The following is a 20419-nucleotide window of genomic DNA, read 5'->3' as shown; positions in this document are numbered from 1 at the left end:
CTGGACCAGGCGTCCCTCCGCGCGTGGGCGCGATGGGACGGTGTCGGCGTCGTGGGGCGCTGGACGCGCCCCATGGTGGTCGTGAGTGACCGGCGTACTTCCCCCTCCCGCCGCCACTCGGCGCTGCGTTGCGCCCCTGCGCGCTGGGCCTGAAACCCGCGGCGGTGCGTGGAATTCCAGCACAGTGATGGATCTCCAACAAGGGCCGTGTACCGGGCTGTGACCTGGATGACACGGTGTGATGGAGGAGTAACAAGGCGTGGAGCGTGTTCAGGGTCAAACCGGGTGATTGCGGGTGGACTCCTTGAGGGTGAAGGGTGTCCCAGACGCGATGATCGGGAGCGGAATGCCGGATTCAGTGACGTATTGTCTGGTTTGCCTATGGCGGTCAACTGTCTGCAATGGACCTTTTGTCGGCAACTTCGTGAGCAAACTCACATGATGATCGCCGTCTCATCCCGGCCATGGCGGGGAATCGGATGTTTAGCCTGGCGCTTTACAGGGATAGCGAATCCGACAACCGGCGCACCTCCGGGCAGCGCCCCAGCGACAAGGGTCCAGACGGCAGATGAAGACGACGATGACGTTCCGCAACATTGCCAACCCCCGGCGCACGACGCTGGCGCACCTTGCGGACGCCGAAGCGCTGCAGAAGCCGGAACAGCGGGAGCACGCCGTCGACCTGCCCACCCAGACGGCCAACCCGCGCCGCACCATCCTCATGGAAGCCCCGGTCGCGGCGGCGCGGTAACGGCCGCCCCGGCCTCCATCCGTGAGCGGGCCCCTCACCCGCGCCGTCGCCGCGCCACGCCCGGCGGAGCGATAGCCTGGAGCGTCAGTCTTCAGCCAGCCAGCAAGTGAGGGGCGACAGCATCCCGTGCGCATCGCCAGGTTCTCCATCGACGGCAATGTCGCCTTCGGCGCGGTCGAGGGCGACAGCCCCGACAGCCTCGTCCTCGACATCATCAAGGGCATCCCGTACACCGACTTCGAGCTCTCAGGGACCAAGGTCCCGCTGAAGAAGGTGCGGCTGCTGCCGCCCGTGCTTCCCAACAAGGTCGTGGCCATCGGCCGCAACTACGCGGAACACGCCGCCGAGATGGGCAACGAGGTCCCCGATGTGCCCGTCGCCTTCTTCAAGCCGACCACCTCGGTGATCGGCGCGGGTGACTCCATCGAGTACCCCTCCTTCTCCGAGGAGCTCCACCACGAGGCCGAGCTGGCCGTGGTGATCGGCCGTATGTGCCGCGAGGTTCCGCGTGAGCGCGTCAAGGACGTCATCTTCGGCTACACCTGCGCCAACGACGTCACCGCACGTGACGTCCAGCGACGCGAGAGCCAGTGGGCCCGGGCCAAGGGGTTCGACACCTCGTGCCCGCTCGGCCCCTGGGTGGAGACCGACGTCGACCCCGGCGACCTGGCCATCCAGGCCACGGTCAACGGTGAGCAGCGTCAGCTCGGCCGGACGAGCGACATGGTCCGGTCCGTCGAGGACCTCGTCGTCCACATCACCGAGGCCATGACGCTGCTCCCCGGCGACGTGATCCTCACCGGGACCCCCGCAGGGGTCGGCCCCCTGCACGTCGGCGACGAGGTCGCCGTCACCATCGAAGGCATCGGCACTCTCACCAACAAGGTGATCAAGCGTGGCTAACCCCCCTGTCCGTGTACGTTTCTGTCCCTCCCCGACCGGCAACCCCCACGTGGGCCTGGTCCGGACGGCTCTGTTCAACTGGGCCTTCGCCCGGCACCACCAGGGCACCCTGGTCTTCCGCATCGAGGACACCGACGCCGCCCGTGACTCCGAGGAGTCCTACCAGCAGCTGCTCGACTCGATGCGCTGGCTCGGCCTCGACTGGGACGAGGGCCCCGAGGTCGGCGGCCCGCACGAGCCCTACCGCCAGTCGCAGCGGATGGAGCTCTACAAGGACGTCGCCGCCAAGCTCCTGGACGCCGGGCACGCGTACCACTGCTACTGCACCACCGAGGAGCTCGACGCCCGCCGTGACGCCGCCCGCGCGGCCGGCAAGCCGTCGGGCTACGACGGCCACTGCCGCGACCTGAGCGACGAGCGGAAGGCGGCGTACGAGGCCGAGGGCCGCACCTCGATCGTCCGCTTCCGGATGCCCGACGAGGCGATCACCTTCACCGACCTGGTCCGCGGCGACATCACGGTCCAGCCGGAGAACGTCCCGGACTACGGCATCGTCCGTGCCAACGGCGCTCCCCTCTACACGCTCGTCAACCCCGTCGACGACGCCCTGATGGAGATCACCCACGTCCTGCGCGGCGAGGACCTGCTCTCCTCCACCCCGCGCCAGATCGCCCTCTACCGGGCGCTCATCGAGCTGGGCGTCGCCAAGGACACCCCGGCCTTCGGTCATCTCCCGTACGTCATGGGGGAGGGCAACAAGAAGCTGTCCAAGAGGGACCCGCAGGCCTCGCTCAACCTCTACCGCGAGCGCGGCTTCCTTCCCGAGGGGCTGCTCAACTACCTCTCGCTGCTCGGCTGGTCGATCGCCGAGGACCGCGACATCTTCGGCCGCGACGAGCTGGTGGCGGCGTTCGACATCGCCGACGTCAACGCCAACCCGGCGCGCTTCGACCTGAAGAAGGCCGAGCACATCAACGCCGAGCACCTGCGCATGCTCGACGTGAAGACCTTCACCGAGGCCTGCGGCCCCTGGCTGAAGGCCCCCTTCGCGCCCTGGGCGCCCGAGGCCTTCGACGCGGAGCAGTTCGCCGAGATCGCCCCGCACGCCCAGACGCGTGTGACGGTTCTCTCGGACATCACGGCCAACGTCGACTTCCTCTTCCTGGACGAGCCCGTCGAGGACGAGGCGTCCTGGGCGAAGGCCATGAAGGAGGGCTCCGACGCCCTGCTCGTCACGGCCCGCGCCGAGCTGACGGCCGCCGAGTGGAACGCCGAGGCGCTCAAGACGGCCGTGCTCACCGCCGGCGAGAAGCACGGTCTGAAGCTCGGCAAGGCGCAGGCCCCGGTCCGCGTCGCCGTCACGGGCCGCACGGTCGGCCTGCCGCTCTTCGAGTCCCTGGAGATCCTGGGCCGCGAGAAGACGATCGCCCGCATCGACGCGGCGCTGGCGAAGCTCGCCGCGTAGCGTCCGGCGCACATGACGGGGTGGCCGCCCCGGCCAGGGGCGGCCACCCCGTCGGCATGTGCGGGAACTGCCGGTGACGCGGGGAACGCGCCGCTAGTCTGGCCGCATGCCGATCCGAGCGGTTCTCTGGGACATCGACGACACGATCTTCGACTACTCGGGAGCCGACCGTGTCGGCATGCGCAGGCACCTGGAGATCGAAGGGCTGCCCGCGGCCTACACCTCGCCCGAACACGCCCTCGACGTCTGGAAGGCCGTCACGGACGTGCAGTGGGCGCGGTTCGCCGAAGGGGAGCTCGACTTCCCGGGGCAGCGGCGGGAGCGCGTGAGGGCGTTCCTCGGGAGGCGACTGAGCGATGCCGAGGCCGACGAGTGGTTCGGCCGGCACGCCACCCACTACGAGGCCGCGTGGACGCTCTTCCCGGACACCGTGCCGGTCCTGGACCGGCTGGCCGACGTCTACCGGCACGCCGTCCTGTCGAACTCGAGCATCCACAACCAGGACCGCAAGCTGCGCGCCCTAGGGGTGCGGGACCGCTTCGAGGCGGTGGTGTGCGCCGTCGAGTTGGGAGTCTCCAAGCCGGACGCGGGCGCCTTCCACGCCGCCTGCGAGGTCCTGGAGCTCTCCCCGCACGAGGTGGCCTATGTGGGGAACGAGCCCGACATCGACGCGGGCGGCGCGGTCGCCGCCGGACTGACGGGCATCTGGCTGGACCGGGAAGGGTTGGGCGGACGTCCCGAGCTCGTGCGGATCACCGGTCTGCACGAGCTTCCCGGTCTGCTGGCGGGCGATACCCGTTTTGGAGCGCCGGACACCTTCAGGTAATGTTCTTCCTGCGCCACCCGAGCGGGCCGAAAGATCCGGCCGGGAAGCGCAGACAGAAACAATACCCCCAGAGGTTGCGTTTCAGTGGGCTATGGTGTAATTGGCAACACTACGGTTTCTGGTACCGTCATTCTAGGTTCGAGTCCTGGTAGCCCAGCGCAAGACCGAAGTAAGAAGTAACAAGCCCCCGTTGTGTAGCGGCCTAGCACGCTGCCCTCTCACGGCAGTAGCGCCGGTTCGAATCCGGTCGGGGGTACAGATCCATCCCGCGAGAACATCTGGGTCGCACCCACGTTCTTCGGTGACAACATCCGGCTACCGTCGGGTGAGGATCGCTAGGGCCCCCGTTGTGTAGCGGCCTAGCACGCTGCCCTCTCACGGCAGTAGCGCCGGTTCGAATCCGGTCGGGGGTACTTGTCACACCATGGGCTATGGTGTAATTGGCAACACTACGGTTTCTGGTACCGTCATTCTAGGTTCGAGTCCTGGTAGCCCAGCGCAAGTCAGCAGTAACCATGCCCCCGTTGTGTAGCGGCCTAGCACGCTGCCCTCTCACGGCAGTAGCGCCGGTTCGAATCCGGTCGGGGGTACAACACAGCAGTAGGACAAGGCCCTTCACCTCGGTGAGGGGCCTTCTTCGTGCGTGCGCGGGAATTTGCCGCACCGGAGCCGGACGGCGGGTGACGCGCTCATCGCGACTGTGCGACAGGTGAGTTGGGCCGCCACGACGCTGGGGCGGCCGGAGAGGGTCGGCAAGGATAACGGGGTCATCAGCCGGTACGACGCAGGGCTTCGCTCAGCCGCGCCGCCGAGTCGATGACGGCCTGCGCGTGCATCCGGCCCGGGTGGCGCGTGAGACGTTCGATCGGGCCGGAGACGGACACCGCGGCGACCACCCGGTTCGACGGCCCGCGCACCGGGGCCGAGACCGAGGCCACGCCCGGCTCGCGCTCACCGATCGACTGGGCCCAGCCACGCCGGCGTACGCCCGAGAGCGCCGTCGCCGTGAAGCGGGCGCCCTGCAGGCCCCGGTGCAGACGCTCCGGCTCCTCCCAGGCCATCAGGATCTGCGCGGAGGATCCCGCCTTCATCGTGAGGGTGGAGCCGACCGGCACGGTGTCCCGCAGACCGGACAGCCGCTCCGCGGCCGCCACGCAGATCCGCATGTCGCCCTGCCGGCGGTAGAGCTGCGCGCTCTCCCCGGTGATGTCCCGCAGATGTGTGAGTACGGGTCCGGCCGTCGCCAGCAGGCGGTCCTCGCCTGCCGCGGCCGCGAGCTCCGCGAGCCGGGGGCCGAGGATGAACCTGCCCTGCATGTCCCTCGCCACCATGCGGTGGTGTTCGAGTGCCACGGCCAGTCGGTGTGCCGTGGGCCGTGCGAGCCCTGTCGCCGCGACCAGCCCGGCGAGGGTGGCCGGACCGGACTCCAGGGCGCTCAATACCAGAGCTGCCTTGTCGAGAACGCCGACGCCGCTAGAGTTGTCCATACGACGATACTCGCGTCTCACTCTGTGAAACGCAAGTTCAATTTTCCCCGGAAGTTGCGAACCTGTACGTGCGGCCGTACAACGGCCCGCAGCCACCGCCCCGGTCGGGGGTCCGGGCGGCGGCACCCGAATCTCTAGTTGGGCCGGCGAAGACGCCGGCCGGAGGGAAAGCGATGGGTAGGACACTCGCGGAGAAGGTCTGGGACGACCATGTCGTCCGGCGCGCCGATGGTGAGCCCGACCTCCTCTTCATCGATCTGCACCTGCTGCACGAGGTGACCAGCCCGCAGGCGTTCGACGGTCTGCGTCAGGCCGGCCGGCCGGTGCGGCGACTCGACCTCACCATCGCCACCGAGGACCACAACACCCCGACCCTCGACATCGACAAGCCGATCGCCGACCCGGTATCCCGTGCCCAGCTGGAGACCCTGCGCAAGAACTGCGCGGAGTTCGGCGTCCGGCTGCACCCGCTGGGTGACGTCGAGCAGGGCGTCGTGCACGTCGTCGGCCCGCAGCTCGGCCTGACCCAGCCCGGCACCACGGTCGTCTGCGGTGACTCGCACACCTCCACCCACGGCGCGTTCGGAGCGCTGGCCTTCGGCATCGGCACCAGCCAGGTCGAGCACGTCCTGGCCACCCAGACGCTCCCGCTGGCCCGCCCCCGCACCATGGCGATCACGGTCGAGGGCGAACTCCCCGACAGCGTCACCGCCAAGGACCTCATCCTGGCCATCATCGCCCGCATCGGCACCGGCGGCGGCCAGGGCTACATCCTCGAATACCGCGGCTCCGCCATCGAGAAGCTCTCGATGGAAGCCCGGATGACCATCTGCAACATGTCGATCGAGGCCGGCGCCCGCGCGGGCATGATCGCCCCCGACGAGACCACCTTCGCCTATCTGCGGGGCCGTGACCACGCCCCCGAGGGCGAGGACTGGGACGCCGCGGTGGAGTACTGGAAGACACTGCGCACCGACGACGACGCCGTCTTCGACGCCGAGGTCGTCATCGACGGTGCCGCGCTGGCGCCCTTCGTCACCTGGGGCACCAACCCCGGCCAGGGCGCGCCCCTGTCGGCCAACGTCCCCGACCCCGCGTCGTACGAGGACGCCTCGGAGCGCCACGCCGCCGAAAAGGCCCTGGAGTACATGGGGTTGACCGCCGGCCAGCCGCTGCGTGAGATCAACGTGGACACCGTGTTCGTAGGTTCCTGCACCAACGGGCGCATCGAGGACCTGCGCAACGCGGCTTCGGTCCTGGAGGGCCGCAAAGTCGCCGACGGCGTACGGATGCTGGTCGTCCCTGGCTCCGTCCGGGTCGCCCTGCAGGCCGTCGAGGAGGGTCTGGACAAGGTCTTCACCGCCGCCGGCGCCGAATGGCGGCACGCGGGCTGCTCGATGTGCCTCGGCATGAACCCCGACCAGTTGGCCCCCGGCGAGCGCTCCGCCTCCACCTCGAACCGGAACTTCGAGGGCAGGCAGGGCAAGGGCGGCCGTACCCACCTGGTCTCCCCGCAGGTCGCCGCCGCCACCGCCGTGCTGGGCCATCTGGCCTCGCCCGCCGATCTGTCCGACGCCCGTACGCCTGCCGGAGTCCGATAACCATGGAAGCATTCACCGCACACACCGGCCGGGCCGTCCCGCTGCGCCGCAGCAACGTCGACACCGACCAGATCATCCCCGCGCACTGGCTGAAGAAGGTCACCCGCGACGGATTCGAGGACGGGCTCTTCGAGGCCTGGCGCAAGGACGAGAACTTCATCCTCAACCGCCCGGAGCGCAAGGGTGCCTCGGTTCTGGTCGCCGGCCCCGACTTCGGTACGGGCTCCTCGCGTGAGCACGCGGTCTGGGCCCTCCAGAACTACGGCTTCAAAACCGTCATCTCCTCCCGCTTCGCCGACATCTTCCGGGGCAACTCCCTGAAGAACGGTCTGTTGACCGTCGTCCTCGACCAGAAGGTCGTCGACAGGCTCTGGGAGCTGACCGAGGCCGACCCGACCGTCGAGATCACGGTCGACCTGGAGAAGCGACAGGTCCTCGCGGACGGCATCACGGCCGACTTCGAGCTCGACGAGAACGCCCGCTGGCGACTGCTCAACGGGCTCGACGACATCAGCCTCACTCTTCAGAACGAAGCGGACATTGCGACTTATGAGGCGGCCAGGCCGTCCCACAAGCCGCGCACGATTGACGCCTGAGCAGCGCTTTTCCCGAACTGCGCCCCCTGCCGCACGGCAGGGGGCGCAGTCGCTTGTTGAGACCCCCTCGGGCGACAACTCGCCCCAGATGGCACAATCGGTGCATGGAACGCGACAGCCAACTCGAGCTCTATGGCCAAGTCGCCGACCGATTGAAGGAAGCACACGCAAAGGTGCGCGCGCTGCAAGTCCCGGAGGGCGTACGGATGGCGCTGTCCCGGAAGCTGCTGGTCGTAACGGCCGCGGCTAAGCACGATCTCCCAGGCGCGGCAAGGCGTCTGGACCGTCTGATGAAGGACCTCGATGAGGGCCGATTCCCCGAAGGTGACTGACTCCGCGGACAGCGCGGCGGTCGACTTCGTTGCGGCACTAGGGTGATTAGCCCGTTTCGTGTTTGATTTGCGGTATATATCTGCCTAACGTGCGAAAAAGCCTGAACAGTTTCGTTCCGGCAATGTCTCCGAAGGGGAAGACGTGAACAAGGCGCAGCTCGTAGAAGCGATTGCAGACAAGGTCGGAGGCCGTCAGCAGGCCGCGGACGCCGTCGACGTGGTTCTCGACGCGATCGTCCGCGCGGTCGTCGCGGGGGACCGTGTCTCGGTCACCGGCTTCGGCTCGTTCGAGAAGGTCGACCGTCCCGCCCGGTACGCCCGCAACCCGCAGACCGGTGAGCGCGTGCGGGTCAAGAAGACCTCCGTGCCCCGTTTCCGTGCGGGACAGGGCTTCAAGGACCTGGTGAGCGGCTCCAAGAAGCTCCCCAAGGGCGGCGAGGTCTCCGTCAAGAAGGCACCCAAGGGCAGCCTCTCGGGCGGTTCTTCCACCCGCACGACGGCGAAGGCGGCCGCGAAGAAGGCCACCGCCAAGAAGGCCACGGCGAAGAAGGCCACGGCGGCCGCGAAGAAGACCACCGCCGCCAAGAAGACCACGGCCAAGAAGACCACCACTGCGGCTGCGAAGAAGACCACGGCGGCGGCGAAGAAGGCGACCCCGGCGAAGAAGGCGACGGCCACCAAGAAGACCGTCGCGGCCAAGACGGCGCCTGCCAAGAAGACCACGGCGAAGAAGGCGCCCGCGAAGAAGACCACGGCACGCAAGACCACAGCCAAGAAGGTCACCGCACGCAAGAAGTGAGACCGGGCACCGCTCGTTCCTCATACGCGCCGGGCCGGGCTCCCCTCGGGGAGCCCGGCCCGCGGGCTGTTCAGGGGCCCGTTCAGAGCGTCTGCAGCGTCACCAGGGTGATCCGCAGCGAGGCGCCCTCACCCTCGGTCTCGATCCGCACCCGCTGTCCCGGGCGCAGCAGCCGCAGCCCTCCCGCGTCGAAGGCCGGTGCGTCGAAGTCCACCGGGGTGCCGTCGTCGAGCAGCACACTGCCGGTGCGTGTCTCGGAGTCGTACGTGAACGAGGTCGCCTGCATGGGGCGCAGCCTATCGGTCCGCGGCAGGCGCCACCGGGGCCGACGGGAGCGCGGTGAACCGCCCCACCCCCAGAGCCAGCGCCGCCTCCAGGTCGTCGCCCGTGTCCACGTCCCTGCGGACGGAGTCGAGACCGGGCAGCGTGATCTCGACCGCCCCCGAGGAGAGGTGCCGTGCCCGTGACGCCCCGCCGAAGGCCGGCCTCAATTCCACCCCGGGCATCGCGGAAAGAAATGTGGTGCCGATTCCCTGGGCATCGCCGACAAATGTGCGGGGAAATGCACCGGAGAATTCGAGCACCCGCCCCAATTCGGCGGGGCGCAGTGCGGGCAGATCCGCGTTGAGCACGGCCACCGCCGCACCGGGCCGTCGCGCCCGCACCGACCGGGCACCGTGTTCCAGCGCCGCGTTGAGCCCGGCCGCCGGGGAGTCGGCCACGACGCGCGCGCCGAGGGCGGTCAGCGCCGCCCCGGCCACCGGGTCGTCCGTGACGACCACCACATCCCCGACCGCCCGGCAGGACAGGGCGGCCGACACGGTGTCCTGTGCGAACGCCAGGGCCATACGGGGACGCAGAGCCTCACCCACCGCCCGTCCGAGCCTGCTCTTGGCCCGTGCGAGAGGTTTCAGCGGGACGACCAGGGACCAGGGACCGGTCGGGTCGGTGTTCGTGGCGATCTCCCCCTCCGTACGCATCAGCCCATATTCTCGCCTGCCGGTACGACAACCCGGAGGTCCGCCCCCACGGGTGAGGCGTACGGTGTTCTCCACAACAGGGGCCCCGGGCGAGGCAGCAGCGCCACGAGCCCCGCAGCAGCTCATTTCCTAGAGGAAGGCGTCCGAGTGTCCCGCCGCAGAATCGGCTTCTGGTACCGCCTGGCGGCGGCCATCGCAAAACCGCCCCTGGTGGTTCTGTTCAAGCGGGACTGGCGGGGAATGGAGCACATTCCGGCCGATGGTGGATTCATCACCGCGGTCAATCACAACTCGTATCTGGACCCCCTGTCCTACGGGCATTTCCAGTACAACACCGGACGCGTCCCACGGCTGCTCGCCAAGGCGGGGCTGTTCAGGACACCGTTCGTCGGAATGATCCTGCGCGGCACCGGCCAGATCCCCGTCTACCGCGAGTCGACCAACGCGCTCGACGCCTTCCGGGCCGCCGTCGACGCCATCGAGCGGGGCGAGTGCGTCGCCTTCTACCCGGAGGGCACCCTCACCCGGGACCCCGACATGTGGCCGATGGCCGGCAAGACCGGTGCGGCCCGGGTCGCGTTGATGACCAAGGCCCCGGTCATCCCCGTCGCCCAGTGGGGCGCCAACCTCGCGATGCCGCCGTACGCCAAGGAGAACAAGCTCCAACTGTTCCCCCGCAAGACCCTGCGCGTGCAGGCGGGACCGCCCGTCGACCTCACCCGCTACTACGGCCTCGAGCCGACGCCCGACGTCCTGCGCCAGGCCACCGAGACCATCATGGCCGCGGTCACCGCCCAGCTCGAGGAGGTACGCGGCGAGAAGGCACCCGCCGAGCTCTACGATCACCGCAAGGCCCGTGCTGAACAGCGGCGCAAGGCAGAGGGAAAGGGAACGACGTGACGCACCCCGTAAAGGCGGCCGTATTCGGAACCGGCTCGTGGGGTACGGCCTTCGCCGTGGTCCTCGCCGACGCCGGCTGCGAGGTCACCCTCTGGGGCCGCCGCGCCGAGGTCGCCGAGGCCGTCAACACGACCCGTACCAACCCGGACTACCTGCCGGGTGTCGAACTCCCCGCGTCGGTCCGGGCCACCACGGATCCCGCCGAGGCGCTGCGCGGCGCCGACTTCGCCGTCCTCGTCGTGCCCTCGCAGACCCTGCGCGCCAACCTGGCGGACTGGGCGCGGCACCTGGAGCCGCAGACCGTCCTCGTCTCCCTGATGAAGGGCGTCGAACTCGGCACCGCCAAGCGGATGAGCGAGGTCATCGCGGACGTCACCGAGGTCACCCCGGACCGGATCGCCGTCATCACCGGCCCCAACCTCGCCAAGGAGATCGCCGAACGCCGCCCCGCCGCGGCCGTCGTCGCCTGCCCGGACGAGGACGTCGCCCGGCGCCTCCAGGCCGCCTGCCACACCCCGTACTTCCGCCCGTACACCAACACCGACGTGGTCGGCTGCGAGCTCGGCGGCGCCGTGAAGAACGTCATCGGCCTCGCCGTGGGCATCGCCGACGGCATGGGGCTCGGCGACAACGCCAAGGGCTCCCTCATCACCCGCGGCCTCGCCGAGACGACCAGGCTCGGCCTCGCCATGGGCGCCGACCCGCTCACCTTCTCCGGACTGGCCGGACTCGGCGACCTGGTGGCGACCTGCTCCTCGCCCCTCTCGCGCAACCACACCTTCGGTACCAACCTCGGACGGGGGATGACGCTCAAGGAGACCGTCGCCGTCACGAGCCAGACCGCCGAGGGCGTCAAGTCCTGCGAATCCGTGCTCGATCTGGCGCGCAGGCACGGCGTCGACATGCCGATCACCGAGACGGTCGTCGGCATCGTCCACGAGGGCAAGCCGCCGGTCGTCGCGCTCAAGGAGCTGATGTCGCGCAGCGCCAAGCCCGAGCGACGCTGACTCGAGCCCTACCAGCAGGTACGCTCGTCGCGATATGAGCAGCCAGAACCTCCCCCAGAGCCCTGAGGGCCCCCTGAGCTCCGAGCAGCGCTCCGAGCCGGGCCGCAAGCCGCGTGTGGCCGTCGTGTTCGGCGGCCGGAGCTCCGAACACGGCATCTCGGTCGTCACGGCCGGTGCCATCATGAGCGCCGTCGACCGGACGAAGTACGACGTCCTGCCGATCGGTATCACCAGGGACGGACGGTGGGTCCTCACGTCCGACGATCCGGCCCGCATGGCCATCACGGACCGCCGGGTACCCGACGTGGACCAGCTGGCCGCGTCCGCGCGGGGCGCGGTGACGCTCTCCGTCGATCCGGGGAACCGTGACGTCGTCGTGGGCGAACCCGGTTCGGTTCCCGAGGTCCTGGGCGAGGTCGACGTCGTCTTCCCCGTGCTGCACGGCCCCTACGGCGAGGACGGCACGCTCCAGGGGCTCCTGGAGCTCTCCGGCGTGCCGTACGTCGGCGCCGGTGTCCTGTCCTCGGCCGTCGGTCAGGACAAGGAGTACATGAAGCGGGTGTTCATCTCCTTCGGCCTGCCGGTCGGCCCGTACGAGGTCGTCCGGCCCAGGGAATGGGACACCGACCGCCCGGCCGCCCGTAAGCGCGTCATGGAGTTCGCGGCCGAACACGGCTGGCCGCTCTTCATCAAGCCGGCCCGCGGCGGATCCTCCATGGGCATCACCAAGGTCGACGACGCGGCCGGGCTCGACGAGGCGATCGAGGAGGCCCGCCGGCACGACCCCAAGTTCCTCGTGGAGTCCCTGCTGAGCGGCCGCGAGATCGAGTGCGGCGTGCTGGAGTTCGAGGACGGGCCGCGCGCGAGCGTGCCCGCCGAGATCCCGCCCGTCACCGCACACGACTTCTACGACTTCGAGGCGAAGTACATCGACTCGGCGGCCGGTCTGGTCCCCGCACCGCTCACCGAGGAGCAGACCGCCGAGGTGCAGCGGCTCGCAGTCGAGGCGTTCGAGGCCACCTCCTGCGAGGGCCTGGTGCGTGCCGACTTCTTCCTCACCGACGACGGCTCGTTCGTCATCAACGAGATCAACACCATGCCGGGATTCACCCCGATCTCGATGTTCCCCCGCATGTGGCAGGCGAGCGGGGTGGAGTACCCGGAGCTGGTGGACCGGCTGATCACGGCGGCGCTGAACCGCTCCACCGGCCTGCGCTGATCCCGGAGAATGAGGGCCGTCCCGCGCGGGACGGCCCTCACAGGCTGTCGGGCACCGTCTTCCTCACGGGCGCGGCGAACGCGGACAACGGGGTGATGTCATGGGCGTACTCGGATCCGAGCGTCACCTCGACGTACGCCTTGCGGTAGGTGGTCGTGAACCGGGGACCGGCGTCGTCCCGCTGCTCCAGCAGCCAGTTGACGCCGTCCGCGTCGACGGCCTTGGACTGGGAATCGTCCATCTTCGCGGGCCGGGGAACGCCGCAGCGCAGTACGATCGCCCCGTCCCCCCAGCCGGCGGTCAGGTCCGAATCCGGTGAGGGATCACTCCGTTCCAGTTCGTCGACGGTCTCCGGCAGTTCCCCGTGCAGTTCCTCGCAGTACCCGGCGGCCTCCGACGACGGCGTGGGAACCGCCACCGAGGGCTGGTCACCACCGGAACAGCCCGCCACGACCAGCACGAGCAGGGCGGCGGACGGGGCGAGGACACGGGATCGGCGGGACCGGCGGCGGGTGTGAGTCACCGGACCAGCGTAGACAGGGGTCAGAGGTGGACGACCGGGCAGGTCAGGGTACGCGTGATGCCGTCCACCTGCTGGACCTTGGCGACCACCATGCGACCGAGCGCGTCGACCGTGTCGGCCTGCGCGCGCACGACCACGTCGTAAGGGCCTGTGACGTCCTCTGCCTGAATCACTCCCGGAAGTTTTGCGATGGTCTCGGCGACGATCGACGCCTTGCCCACCTCGGTCTGGATGAGGATGTACGCCTGTACCACGGAACCTCCAGGGCGGCCACGAGGATCATGTGGGGGAAAGGGACGCCACGTTATCGCGTCGCCCCGGGCCGCGGGGAGACCTACGGGCCGGTTGACGCCCACAGCGTGGCGTACGCACCACAGAAGTTGACGTATCCCTTGACGGTACCGACAGCAGTTGGGGCTCGCGACCGCAAGCCCACCGGTGCGGAAGGGGGACAGTGATGCCTGCACGTCCCGGGGCCACCGGCTTCCGTGGGCCGTCCGCCCACGGTCCGGACCTCCGGCCGCTGAAGCAGCCCGGACAGGTGTCCGGTGCGATAGATGAGAGGTGACACTCGGTGAAGGGAACCGTGGGCGAGTTGGGGGAGTTCGGGCTCATCAGAGAGCTCACGTCCCGGCTCACCACCACTCCGGCGGTACGACTGGGGCCCGGCGACGACGCCGCGGTCGTGGCCGCTCCCGACCGCAGGGTCGTGGCCAGTACGGACATCCTGTTGGAAGGGCGGCACTTCCGCCGTGACTGGTCGACCGCGTACGACGTCGGGCGCAAGGCCGCGGCACAGAACCTCGCCGACATCGCGGCGATGGGCGCCGTCCCCACCGCGCTGCTCCTCGGCCTCGTCGTCCCGGCCGATCTGCCCGTCACCTGGGCCGGCGAGCTGATGGACGGCCTGCGCGACGAGTGCCAGGTCGCCGGTGCCGCCGTGGTCGGCGGCGACGTCGTCGGCGGCGACACCATCACCGTCGCGATCACCGCCCTCGGCGACCTGCGCAACCACGAACCCGTCACCCGGGCCGGCGCCCGCCCCGGCGACGTCGTCGCCGTGACCGGCTGGCTCGGCTGGTCCGCGGCCGGATTCGCCGTGCTCTCCCGGGGGTTCCGCTCGCCGCGTGCCTTCGTCGAGGCCCACCGGCGCCCCGAACCGCCGTACCACGCGGGCCCCGCGGCGGCCGGTCTGGGCGCCACGGCCATGACCGACGTCAGCGACGGACTCGTCGCCGACCTCGGGCACATCGCCGAGGCCAGCAAGGTCCGCATCGACCTGCGGTCCGGGCTCATCGACATCCCCTCGCAGATGTCCGACATCGGGCAGGCCGTCGGAGTCGATCCGCTGCAGTGGGTGCTCACCGGGGGAGAGGACCACGCGATCGTGGCGACCTTCCCCTCCGACGTGAAGCTCCCCGCGCGCTGGAAGATCATCGGAGAGGTCCTCAACCCCTCGGCGCTGCCCCAGGTCACCGTCGACGGGGCGCCCTGGACGAGCAAGGGCGGCTGGGACCATTTCGGATCGATCGAGGACGCTTAGGGCGTGCTGGGGAAGTCCCTCCCGCCCGGCGACGCCTGGCACGCACGCTCGCGGCGTTGCGGAAATGCCCTGGTAGCTCCGCTACGAAACCATTTCCGCGCCTTGCGATCGCACGCACCGGACGCCGCTGGGCCCGCCCTCCGGGCGGACGGCGCTACTTCCCCAGCACGCCCTAGTAGATTCCGGGGCATGACCGCACCTGCCCCGATACCGCCCCGTGTCCTCACCGTCGCCGGATCAGACTCCGGCGGCGGTGCGGGCATCCAGGCCGACCTGAAGACGATGCTGGCCCTCGGCACCCACGGGATGAGCGTGCTGACCGCCGTGACCGCCCAGAACTCCCTGGGCGTGCAGGGCGCCTGGGAGCTCCCGGCGGACGCCGTACGCGCCCAGTACCGCAGTGTCGTCGACGACATCGGCGTCCAGGCGGTGAAGACCGGCATGCTGTCCTCGGCCGCACTCGTGGAGACCGTCGCCGGACTCCTCGCGGGGACCGACGCACCCGTCGTCGTCGACCCCGTCGGGGTCTCCAAGCACGGGGACGCGCTGCTGGCCGCCGAAGCCCTCGACTCCGTACGCACGAAGCTGCTGCCCGTCGCCACCGTCGCCACCCCGAACCTCGACGAGGTGACCCAGCTCACCGGCGTCTCCGTCACCGACGAGGCGGGGATGCGCAGGGCCGCCGCGGAGATCCTCGCCTTCGGACCGCGCTGGGTGGTGGTCAAGGGCGGCCATCTGCCCGGTGACGCCGTGGACCTGCTGACGGACGGTGACGAGGAGCACTGGCTCCGCGCACCGAGGCACGACAACCGGCACACCCACGGCACCGGCTGCACCCTGGCCTCCGCCATCGCGTGCGGACTCGCCCGCGGTCAGGACGTCCCCACGGCCGTGCGGGGCGCGAAGGAGTACGTCACCGGCGCGATCCGGGCCGGCTTCGCGCTGGGCGGCGGGATCGGCCCCGTGGACCACGGCTGGCTCGCACGATCCGCCCGCTGAGTGCGCAGCCGGCCAGGCCGCGCACAGCAAAAAGCCGGTCCACCGAGGTGGACCGGCTTTTTGGGCAACCGGAAGGCTGCGCTACGACGGGGACGTCAGCGCGCGACCTTGCCGGCCTTGATGCACGAGGTGCAGACGTTGAGCCGCTTCGGCGTCCGCCCGACCACGGCACGCACGCGCTGGATGTTGGGATTCCAGCGACGGGACGTACGGCGGTGCGAGTGCGAAATGCTGTTGCCGAAGCTCGGCCCCTTGCCGCAAACGTCGCAGTTGGCAGCCACGGGTCACTCCAAAACTTCAGATGCACTTACAGTGAATTCCGGCGCGCCGGAATCATTTTACTGAAGTGGCGGTACCGGAGGAATGGCCCGACTCTCGTCGGGCAACCGAAGCAGCATACAACGGCTGCGTCGGAGATACGAAACTACCACGGCACCCCGGGCAACTCCGCCCCGCACCTCCGCCCACCGGGCCCGCGCGCGAGGGCTACCCTGCGGTGCAGCCAGCCCCCCACGGCCGTCCCCAAGGAGGACCACCGGTGCCGCAGTCCCCCGACGATCTCGACGCCGTCGCGGTGCGCACCTGGTGCTCACTGGCCCTGGAGGCCCTGGGCCGGGAACGGGCGGCCATCGACGCCATCAACGTCTATCCCGTCGCCGACGGGGACACCGGCACCAACCTCTACCTGACCGTGGAGTCCGCCGCCGCGGCCGTCGAAGCGGTCTTCGCCGCCCATGAGACCGGCCCCACCGTGCCCGCCCACGCCGACGCCGTACGCGCCATGGCGCACGGTGCGCTGATCGGCGCCCGGGGGAACTCCGGGACCATCCTGGCCCAGCTGCTGCGCGGCATGGCCGCCGTGCTGTCCGAGGCGGGTGACGCGCATCACCTGCGGACCGCGCTGGCGGAGGCCGCCGCCGCGGCCCGGCTGGCCGTGGCCCACCCCGTCGAGGGCACGGTCCTCACCGTCGCCACCGCCGCCGCCGAGGCGGCCGGAGCCACCGGCCGGGACGCGGGCCTCCAGGACGTGGCCGAAGCGGCGTACGAGGGGGCGCGGGCCGCCCTGGCCGCCACCCCGGGGCAGCTTGCCGTCCTCGGCCGCGCGAGGGTCGTGGACGCGGGCGGGCAGGGCCTGGTCACCGTGCTGGGAGCCCTGCTGGAAGCGGTCGGAGGGCAGGCCCGTGGGGGCGCCGTCGGACCTGCCCCGGAGACCCTGCCCCTGACCGGCGACTGCGCGGAGCCGGGCCACGACGGCGGCCCGGCCTTCGAGGTCATCTTTCTGCTGGAGGCCCCCGACGACGCGGTCGCCCGGCTGAGGGACCGGCTGGACGCACTGGGGGACTCCCTCGTGGTGGTCGGCGGCGACGGCCTGTGGAACGTCCACGTCCACGTCGACGACGCCGGGGCGGCTGTCGAGGCCGGGGTCGAGGCAGGCCGCCCCTACCGGATCCGGATCACCCACTTCGCCGCCGACCGGGGCGCGGCCCACCGTGAACCGGCCCAGCGCGCGGTCGTGGCCGTGGTGCCCGGCGACGGGCTCTCCGGTCTGTGCGCCGAGGCCGGTGCGACCACCGTGCTGGCGCGCCCCGGGGAGCCGCCGGCCAGCGGCGAACTGGTCGACGCCATCCGCCGGGCGCACGCCCGTGAGGTGGTCCTGCTGCCCAACGACGCACAGTTGCGTCACACCGCCGCCGCGGCCGCCGAACAGGCCAGGACCGAGGGCATCCGCGTCGCCCTGGTCCCGACCCGCGCCGCCGTCCAGGGCATCGCCGCGCTCGCCGTCCACGAGCCGGGCCGCAGCTTCGACGAGGACGTCGTCGCGATGACGGCGGCGGCCGGAGCCACCCGCTACGCCGAACTGGCCGTCGCCGAGAGGCAGTCGTGGACCATGGCGGGCATCTGCCAGGCCGGTGACATCCTCGGCCTGATCGACGGGGACGTCGCGGTCATCGGTGAGGACGTCCCGCGCACGGCCCGCACCGTCCTGGACCGGATGCTCTCCGCCGGCGGAGAACTCGTCACCCTGATCCTGGGGGAGGACGTGCCCGACACCCTGGGCGACGAGCTGAGCGAACACGTCCGGGAGGGCTACCTCGCCGTCGACACGGTCGTCTACCGGGGCGGCCGCCAGGCGGCGCCCCTGCTGATCGGCGTCGAGTGACACGGCAGCGGGCGCCGCGCCCGGCGGTGTCTGTCGGTGACGTGGTGTGCAATGGACCCCGTGTCCGCTTTCGATGAACCCCTCAAGAAGCTGCTCGGCGGAGCCACCGCGAAGGTGATGGCCGAACACCTCGACCTGCACACGGTCGGTGATCTGCTGCACCACTACCCGCGCCGCTACGAGGAGCGGGGCCGCCTCACGGCGCTCACCGAGCTCCCGCTGGACGAGCACGTGACGGTCGTCGCCCAGGTCGCGGACGCGCGGATCATGATGTTCAACAACGGCCGGGGCAAGCGGCTGGAGGTCACGCTCACCGACGGGAGCGGCAGGCTCCAACTGGTCTTCTTCGGGCACGGCGTCCACAAGCCCCACAAGGAGCTCCTGCCCGGCCGCAGGGCGATGTTCGCGGGCAAGGCCTCCGTCTTCAACCGGAAGATGCAGCTCGCCCATCCCACCTACCAGCTCCTCGACGCCCATGACGAGGAGCAGGCGACCGAGGCCGTCGACGCCTTCGCCGGGCAGCTGCTGCCGATCTACCCGGCCTGCAAGCAGCTCGACTCCTGGCGGATCGCGAAGGCCGTCGACACCGTCCTGCCCAGCGCCCAGGAGGCGGTGGACCCGCTGCCCCCGGCGCTGCGTGAGGGGCGCGGATTCGTCCCCCTGCCCGAGGCACTGCTCAGGATCCACCGCCCGCAGACCAAGGCGGACATCGCGGCCGCGCGGGACCGGCTGCGCTGGGACGAGGCCTTCGTCCTCCAGGTCGCGCTCGCCCGCCGCCGTTACGCCGACACCCAACTCCCCGCGAAGGCACGCGGATCCGTCCCCGGCGGGCTGCTCGACGCCTTCGACGCGACCCTTCCCTTCACCCTCACCGAGGGCCAGCAGAAAGTCACCGGGGAGATCTTCGACGCCCTGGCGACGGAACACCCCATGCACCGGCTGCTCCAGGGCGAGGTCGGTTCCGGCAAGACCCTGGTCGCCCTGCGCGCCATGCTCAGGGTCGTCGACGCGGGCGGCCAGGCGGCGATGCTCGCGCCCACCGAGGTACTGGCCCAGCAGCACCACCGGTCGGTCACCGAGATGATGGGCGAGCTCGCAGAAGGCGGGATGCTCGGCGGCTCCGACCTCGGCACGAAGGTCGTCCTGCTCACCGGGTCCATGGGCACGGCGGCCCGCCGCCAGGCGCTGCTCGACCTGGTCACGGGCGAGGCCGGGATCGTCATCGGCACCCATGCGCTGATCGAGGACAAGGTGCAGTTCCACGACCTCGGTCTGGTCGTCGTCGACGAGCAGCACCGCTTCGGCGTGGAACAGCGCGACGCGCTGCGTTCCAAGGGGAAGCAGCCGCCCCACCTGCTGGTCATGACGGCCACGCCCATTCCCCGGACGGTCGCGATGACGGTCTTCGGCGATCTGGAGACCTCGGTGCTCGACCAGCTGCCGGCCGGCCGGTCGCCCATCGCCAGTCACGTCGTCCCCGCCAAGGACAAGCCGCACTTCCTCAGCCGCGCCTGGGAACGCGTCCGGGAGGAGGTGGAGAACGGTCACCAGGCGTACGTCGTGTGCCCCCGCATCGGCGACGACGCCGACGACGCGGCGGAGAAGAAGGAGAAGGGCAAGGGGAAGAAGCAGGCAGCCCCCGAGGACGACGCCGAGAAGCGGCCGCCGCTCGCCGTGCTGGACATCGCCGACCAGCTGGCCAAGGGTCCGCTCGCCGGTCTGCGCGTCGAGGTCCTGCACGGCAGGATGCCGGCCGACGACAAGGACGACGTGATGCGCCGGTTCGCCGCCGGACAGGCCGACGTCCTCGTCGCCACCACCGTCATCGAGGTGGGCGTGAACGTCCCCAACGCCACCGCGATGGTGATCATGGACGCGGACCGGTTCGGCGTGTCCCAGCTGCACCAGCTGAGGGGCCGCGTCGGGCGCGGCAGCGCCCCCGGCCTCTGCCTGCTGGTCAGCGAGGCCCACGAGGCGAGCCCCGCCCGGGCGAGGCTGTCCGCGGTGGCCGCCACCCTCGACGGCTTCGAGCTCTCCCGCATCGACCTCGAACAGCGCCGCGAGGGCGATGTCCTCGGCCAGGCCCAGTCCGGTGTCCGCTCCTCCCTGCGCGTGCTCAGCGTCATCGACGACGAGGAGGTCATCGCCGCGGCCCGGGAGGAGGCCGTCCGGGTCGTCGCGGACGACCCCGGGCTCGAGCGGCTGCCCGAGCTGCGCACCGCGCTGGACGCCCTGCTCGACAAGGACCGGGAGGAGTACCTCGACAAGGGGTGACAGGGCGGATCCCCGGCGACGCCATATCGTGGGGAGCACGGCGCACGTCCCGT

General features: G+C 70.3%; 21 protein-coding genes and 5 tRNA genes. 20 read left to right on the top strand and 6 right to left on the bottom strand.

Translation table 11 applies throughout. The features are described 5' to 3' along the window. Nucleotides 1–568 precede the first annotated feature (568 nt). From P8A20_RS10175 to P8A20_RS10135, 9 genes are all read left to right on the top strand, one after another. Complete coding sequence (locus tag P8A20_RS10175; RefSeq protein WP_147959664.1) at nucleotides 569–751, top strand: hypothetical protein; 183 nt, start codon at nucleotides 569–571, stop codon at nucleotides 749–751. Nucleotides 752–877: 126 nt separating this feature from the next. Then, nucleotides 878–1654 carry a fumarylacetoacetate hydrolase family protein gene (locus tag P8A20_RS10170; protein ID WP_014153853.1) on the top strand — a complete coding sequence of 259 codons (777 nt, stop codon included), beginning with the start codon at nucleotides 878–880 and terminating at the stop codon, nucleotides 1652–1654. Continuing rightward, complete coding sequence (gene gltX, locus P8A20_RS10165) at nucleotides 1647–3119, top strand: glutamate--tRNA ligase (protein ID WP_147959665.1); 1473 nt, start codon at nucleotides 1647–1649, stop codon at nucleotides 3117–3119. The genes P8A20_RS10170 and gltX overlap by 8 nt, the downstream gene beginning before the upstream one ends. Nucleotides 3120–3225: 106 nt before the next feature. Then, nucleotides 3226–3945, top strand: coding sequence for an HAD family hydrolase (locus tag P8A20_RS10160; RefSeq protein WP_147959666.1), 720 nt, complete (start codon nucleotides 3226–3228; stop codon nucleotides 3943–3945). 85 nt (nucleotides 3946–4030) lie between these two features. Next, nucleotides 4031–4102, top strand: a tRNA-Gln gene (locus P8A20_RS10155). A gap of 26 nt (nucleotides 4103–4128) precedes the next feature. Then, nucleotides 4129–4201 (top strand) — tRNA-Glu (locus P8A20_RS10150). 84 nt (nucleotides 4202–4285) lie between these two features. Then, a tRNA-Glu gene (locus P8A20_RS10145) sits at nucleotides 4286–4358 on the top strand. Between the two features lie 12 nt (nucleotides 4359–4370). Continuing rightward, nucleotides 4371–4442 (top strand) — tRNA-Gln (locus P8A20_RS10140). Nucleotides 4443–4462: 20 nt separating this feature from the next. Further along, nucleotides 4463–4535, top strand: a tRNA-Glu gene (locus P8A20_RS10135). A gap of 180 nt (nucleotides 4536–4715) precedes the next feature. Here P8A20_RS10135 and ndgR read toward each other — a convergent pair. Beyond that, on the bottom strand, nucleotides 4716–5432 hold the full coding sequence (gene ndgR, locus P8A20_RS10130) for an IclR family transcriptional regulator NdgR (protein WP_014048551.1): 717 nt from the start codon (nucleotides 5430–5432) through the stop codon (nucleotides 4716–4718). Nucleotides 5433–5605: 173 nt separating this feature from the next. Here ndgR and leuC point away from each other — a divergent pair, with 173 nt between their 5' ends. The 4 genes from leuC to P8A20_RS10110 all read left to right on the top strand — a co-directional run bounded on the left by leuC (nucleotide 5606) and on the right by P8A20_RS10110 (nucleotide 8760). Then, complete coding sequence (leuC, locus tag P8A20_RS10125; protein ID WP_147959667.1) at nucleotides 5606–7033, top strand: 3-isopropylmalate dehydratase large subunit; 1428 nt, start codon at nucleotides 5606–5608, stop codon at nucleotides 7031–7033. A 2-nt stretch (nucleotides 7034–7035) separates the two neighbouring features. Next, nucleotides 7036–7629 (top strand): 3-isopropylmalate dehydratase small subunit, encoded by a 594-nt coding sequence (gene leuD, locus P8A20_RS10120; protein WP_147959668.1) that lies wholly within the window; start codon nucleotides 7036–7038, stop codon nucleotides 7627–7629. 104 nt (nucleotides 7630–7733) lie between these two features. Next, nucleotides 7734–7961: an SCO5555 family protein gene (locus tag P8A20_RS10115; RefSeq protein WP_031100634.1), complete on the top strand. Its 228-nt coding sequence runs from the start codon at nucleotides 7734–7736 to the stop codon at nucleotides 7959–7961. 142 nt (nucleotides 7962–8103) lie between these two features. After that, on the top strand, nucleotides 8104–8760 hold the full coding sequence (locus tag P8A20_RS10110) for an HU family DNA-binding protein (protein WP_030638436.1): 657 nt from the start codon (nucleotides 8104–8106) through the stop codon (nucleotides 8758–8760). 82 nt (nucleotides 8761–8842) lie between these two features. Here the strand turns inward: P8A20_RS10110 and P8A20_RS10105 are convergent, their stop codons facing one another. Together P8A20_RS10105 and cofC are read right to left on the bottom strand one after the other, a co-directional pair. Continuing rightward, a complete protein-coding gene (locus P8A20_RS10105; protein ID WP_147959669.1) occupies nucleotides 8843–9046 on the bottom strand; it encodes a hypothetical protein in 204 nt (67 codons plus the stop codon). A gap of 10 nt (nucleotides 9047–9056) precedes the next feature. Further along, nucleotides 9057–9740, bottom strand: a complete 684-nt coding sequence (gene cofC / locus P8A20_RS10100; protein WP_147959670.1) for a 2-phospho-L-lactate guanylyltransferase — start codon at nucleotides 9738–9740, stop codon at nucleotides 9057–9059. A gap of 147 nt (nucleotides 9741–9887) precedes the next feature. Between cofC and P8A20_RS10095 the strand changes: the two genes are divergently transcribed. The 3 genes from P8A20_RS10095 to P8A20_RS10085 are packed head-to-tail and all read left to right on the top strand — an operon-like array spanning nucleotide 9888 to nucleotide 12866. Next, entirely contained in the window at nucleotides 9888–10640 is a 753-nt protein-coding gene (locus tag P8A20_RS10095; RefSeq protein WP_147959671.1) for a lysophospholipid acyltransferase family protein, read from the top strand. After that, nucleotides 10637–11647 (top strand): NAD(P)H-dependent glycerol-3-phosphate dehydrogenase, encoded by a 1011-nt coding sequence (locus tag P8A20_RS10090; protein WP_147959672.1) that lies wholly within the window; start codon nucleotides 10637–10639, stop codon nucleotides 11645–11647. Before P8A20_RS10095 ends, P8A20_RS10090 begins: the two co-directional genes overlap by 4 nt. Nucleotides 11648–11681: 34 nt before the next feature. After that, entirely contained in the window at nucleotides 11682–12866 is a 1185-nt protein-coding gene (locus P8A20_RS10085; protein ID WP_147959673.1) for a D-alanine--D-alanine ligase family protein, read from the top strand. Nucleotides 12867–12903: 37 nt separating this feature from the next. Here the strand turns inward: P8A20_RS10085 and P8A20_RS10080 are convergent, their stop codons facing one another. Beyond that, the gene (locus P8A20_RS10080) at nucleotides 12904–13389 is read right to left on the bottom strand and encodes a DUF3515 domain-containing protein (protein WP_147959674.1); all 486 of its coding nucleotides are present in this window, start codon (nucleotides 13387–13389) and stop codon (nucleotides 12904–12906) included. Nucleotides 13390–13409: 20 nt separating this feature from the next. Next, a complete protein-coding gene (locus tag P8A20_RS10075) occupies nucleotides 13410–13643 on the bottom strand; it encodes an Lrp/AsnC ligand binding domain-containing protein (RefSeq protein ID WP_014153840.1) in 234 nt (77 codons plus the stop codon). Between the two features lie 320 nt (nucleotides 13644–13963). Here P8A20_RS10075 and P8A20_RS10070 point away from each other — a divergent pair, with 320 nt between their 5' ends. After that, nucleotides 13964–14932, top strand: coding sequence for a thiamine-phosphate kinase (locus P8A20_RS10070; RefSeq protein ID WP_147959675.1), 969 nt, complete (start codon nucleotides 13964–13966; stop codon nucleotides 14930–14932). A 189-nt stretch (nucleotides 14933–15121) separates the two neighbouring features. Continuing rightward, a complete protein-coding gene (thiD, locus tag P8A20_RS10065) occupies nucleotides 15122–15931 on the top strand; it encodes a bifunctional hydroxymethylpyrimidine kinase/phosphomethylpyrimidine kinase (protein ID WP_147959677.1) in 810 nt (269 codons plus the stop codon). A 95-nt stretch (nucleotides 15932–16026) separates the two neighbouring features. Here the strand turns inward: thiD and rpmB are convergent, their stop codons facing one another. Continuing rightward, a complete protein-coding gene (gene rpmB, locus P8A20_RS10060) occupies nucleotides 16027–16212 on the bottom strand; it encodes a 50S ribosomal protein L28 (RefSeq protein WP_003965989.1) in 186 nt (61 codons plus the stop codon). Between the two features lie 257 nt (nucleotides 16213–16469). Between rpmB and fakA the strand changes: the two genes are divergently transcribed. Both fakA and recG read left to right on the top strand, forming a co-directional pair. Next, complete coding sequence (gene fakA, locus P8A20_RS10055; protein ID WP_306103366.1) at nucleotides 16470–18092, top strand: fatty acid kinase ATP-binding subunit FakA; 1623 nt, start codon at nucleotides 16470–16472, stop codon at nucleotides 18090–18092. A gap of 51 nt (nucleotides 18093–18143) precedes the next feature. Then, nucleotides 18144–20366, top strand: coding sequence for an ATP-dependent DNA helicase RecG (recG, locus tag P8A20_RS10050; RefSeq protein ID WP_306103365.1), 2223 nt, complete (start codon nucleotides 18144–18146; stop codon nucleotides 20364–20366). The last annotated feature ends 53 nt before the right edge of the window (nucleotides 20367–20419 follow it).

Source organism: Streptomyces sp. Alt3, from assembly GCF_030719215.1.
Taxonomy (GTDB): domain Bacteria; phylum Actinomycetota; class Actinomycetes; order Streptomycetales; family Streptomycetaceae; genus Streptomyces; species Streptomyces glycanivorans.
The sequence above is the reverse complement of the archived record's forward strand: the minus strand, read 5'-3'. Positions and strand labels throughout refer to the sequence as shown.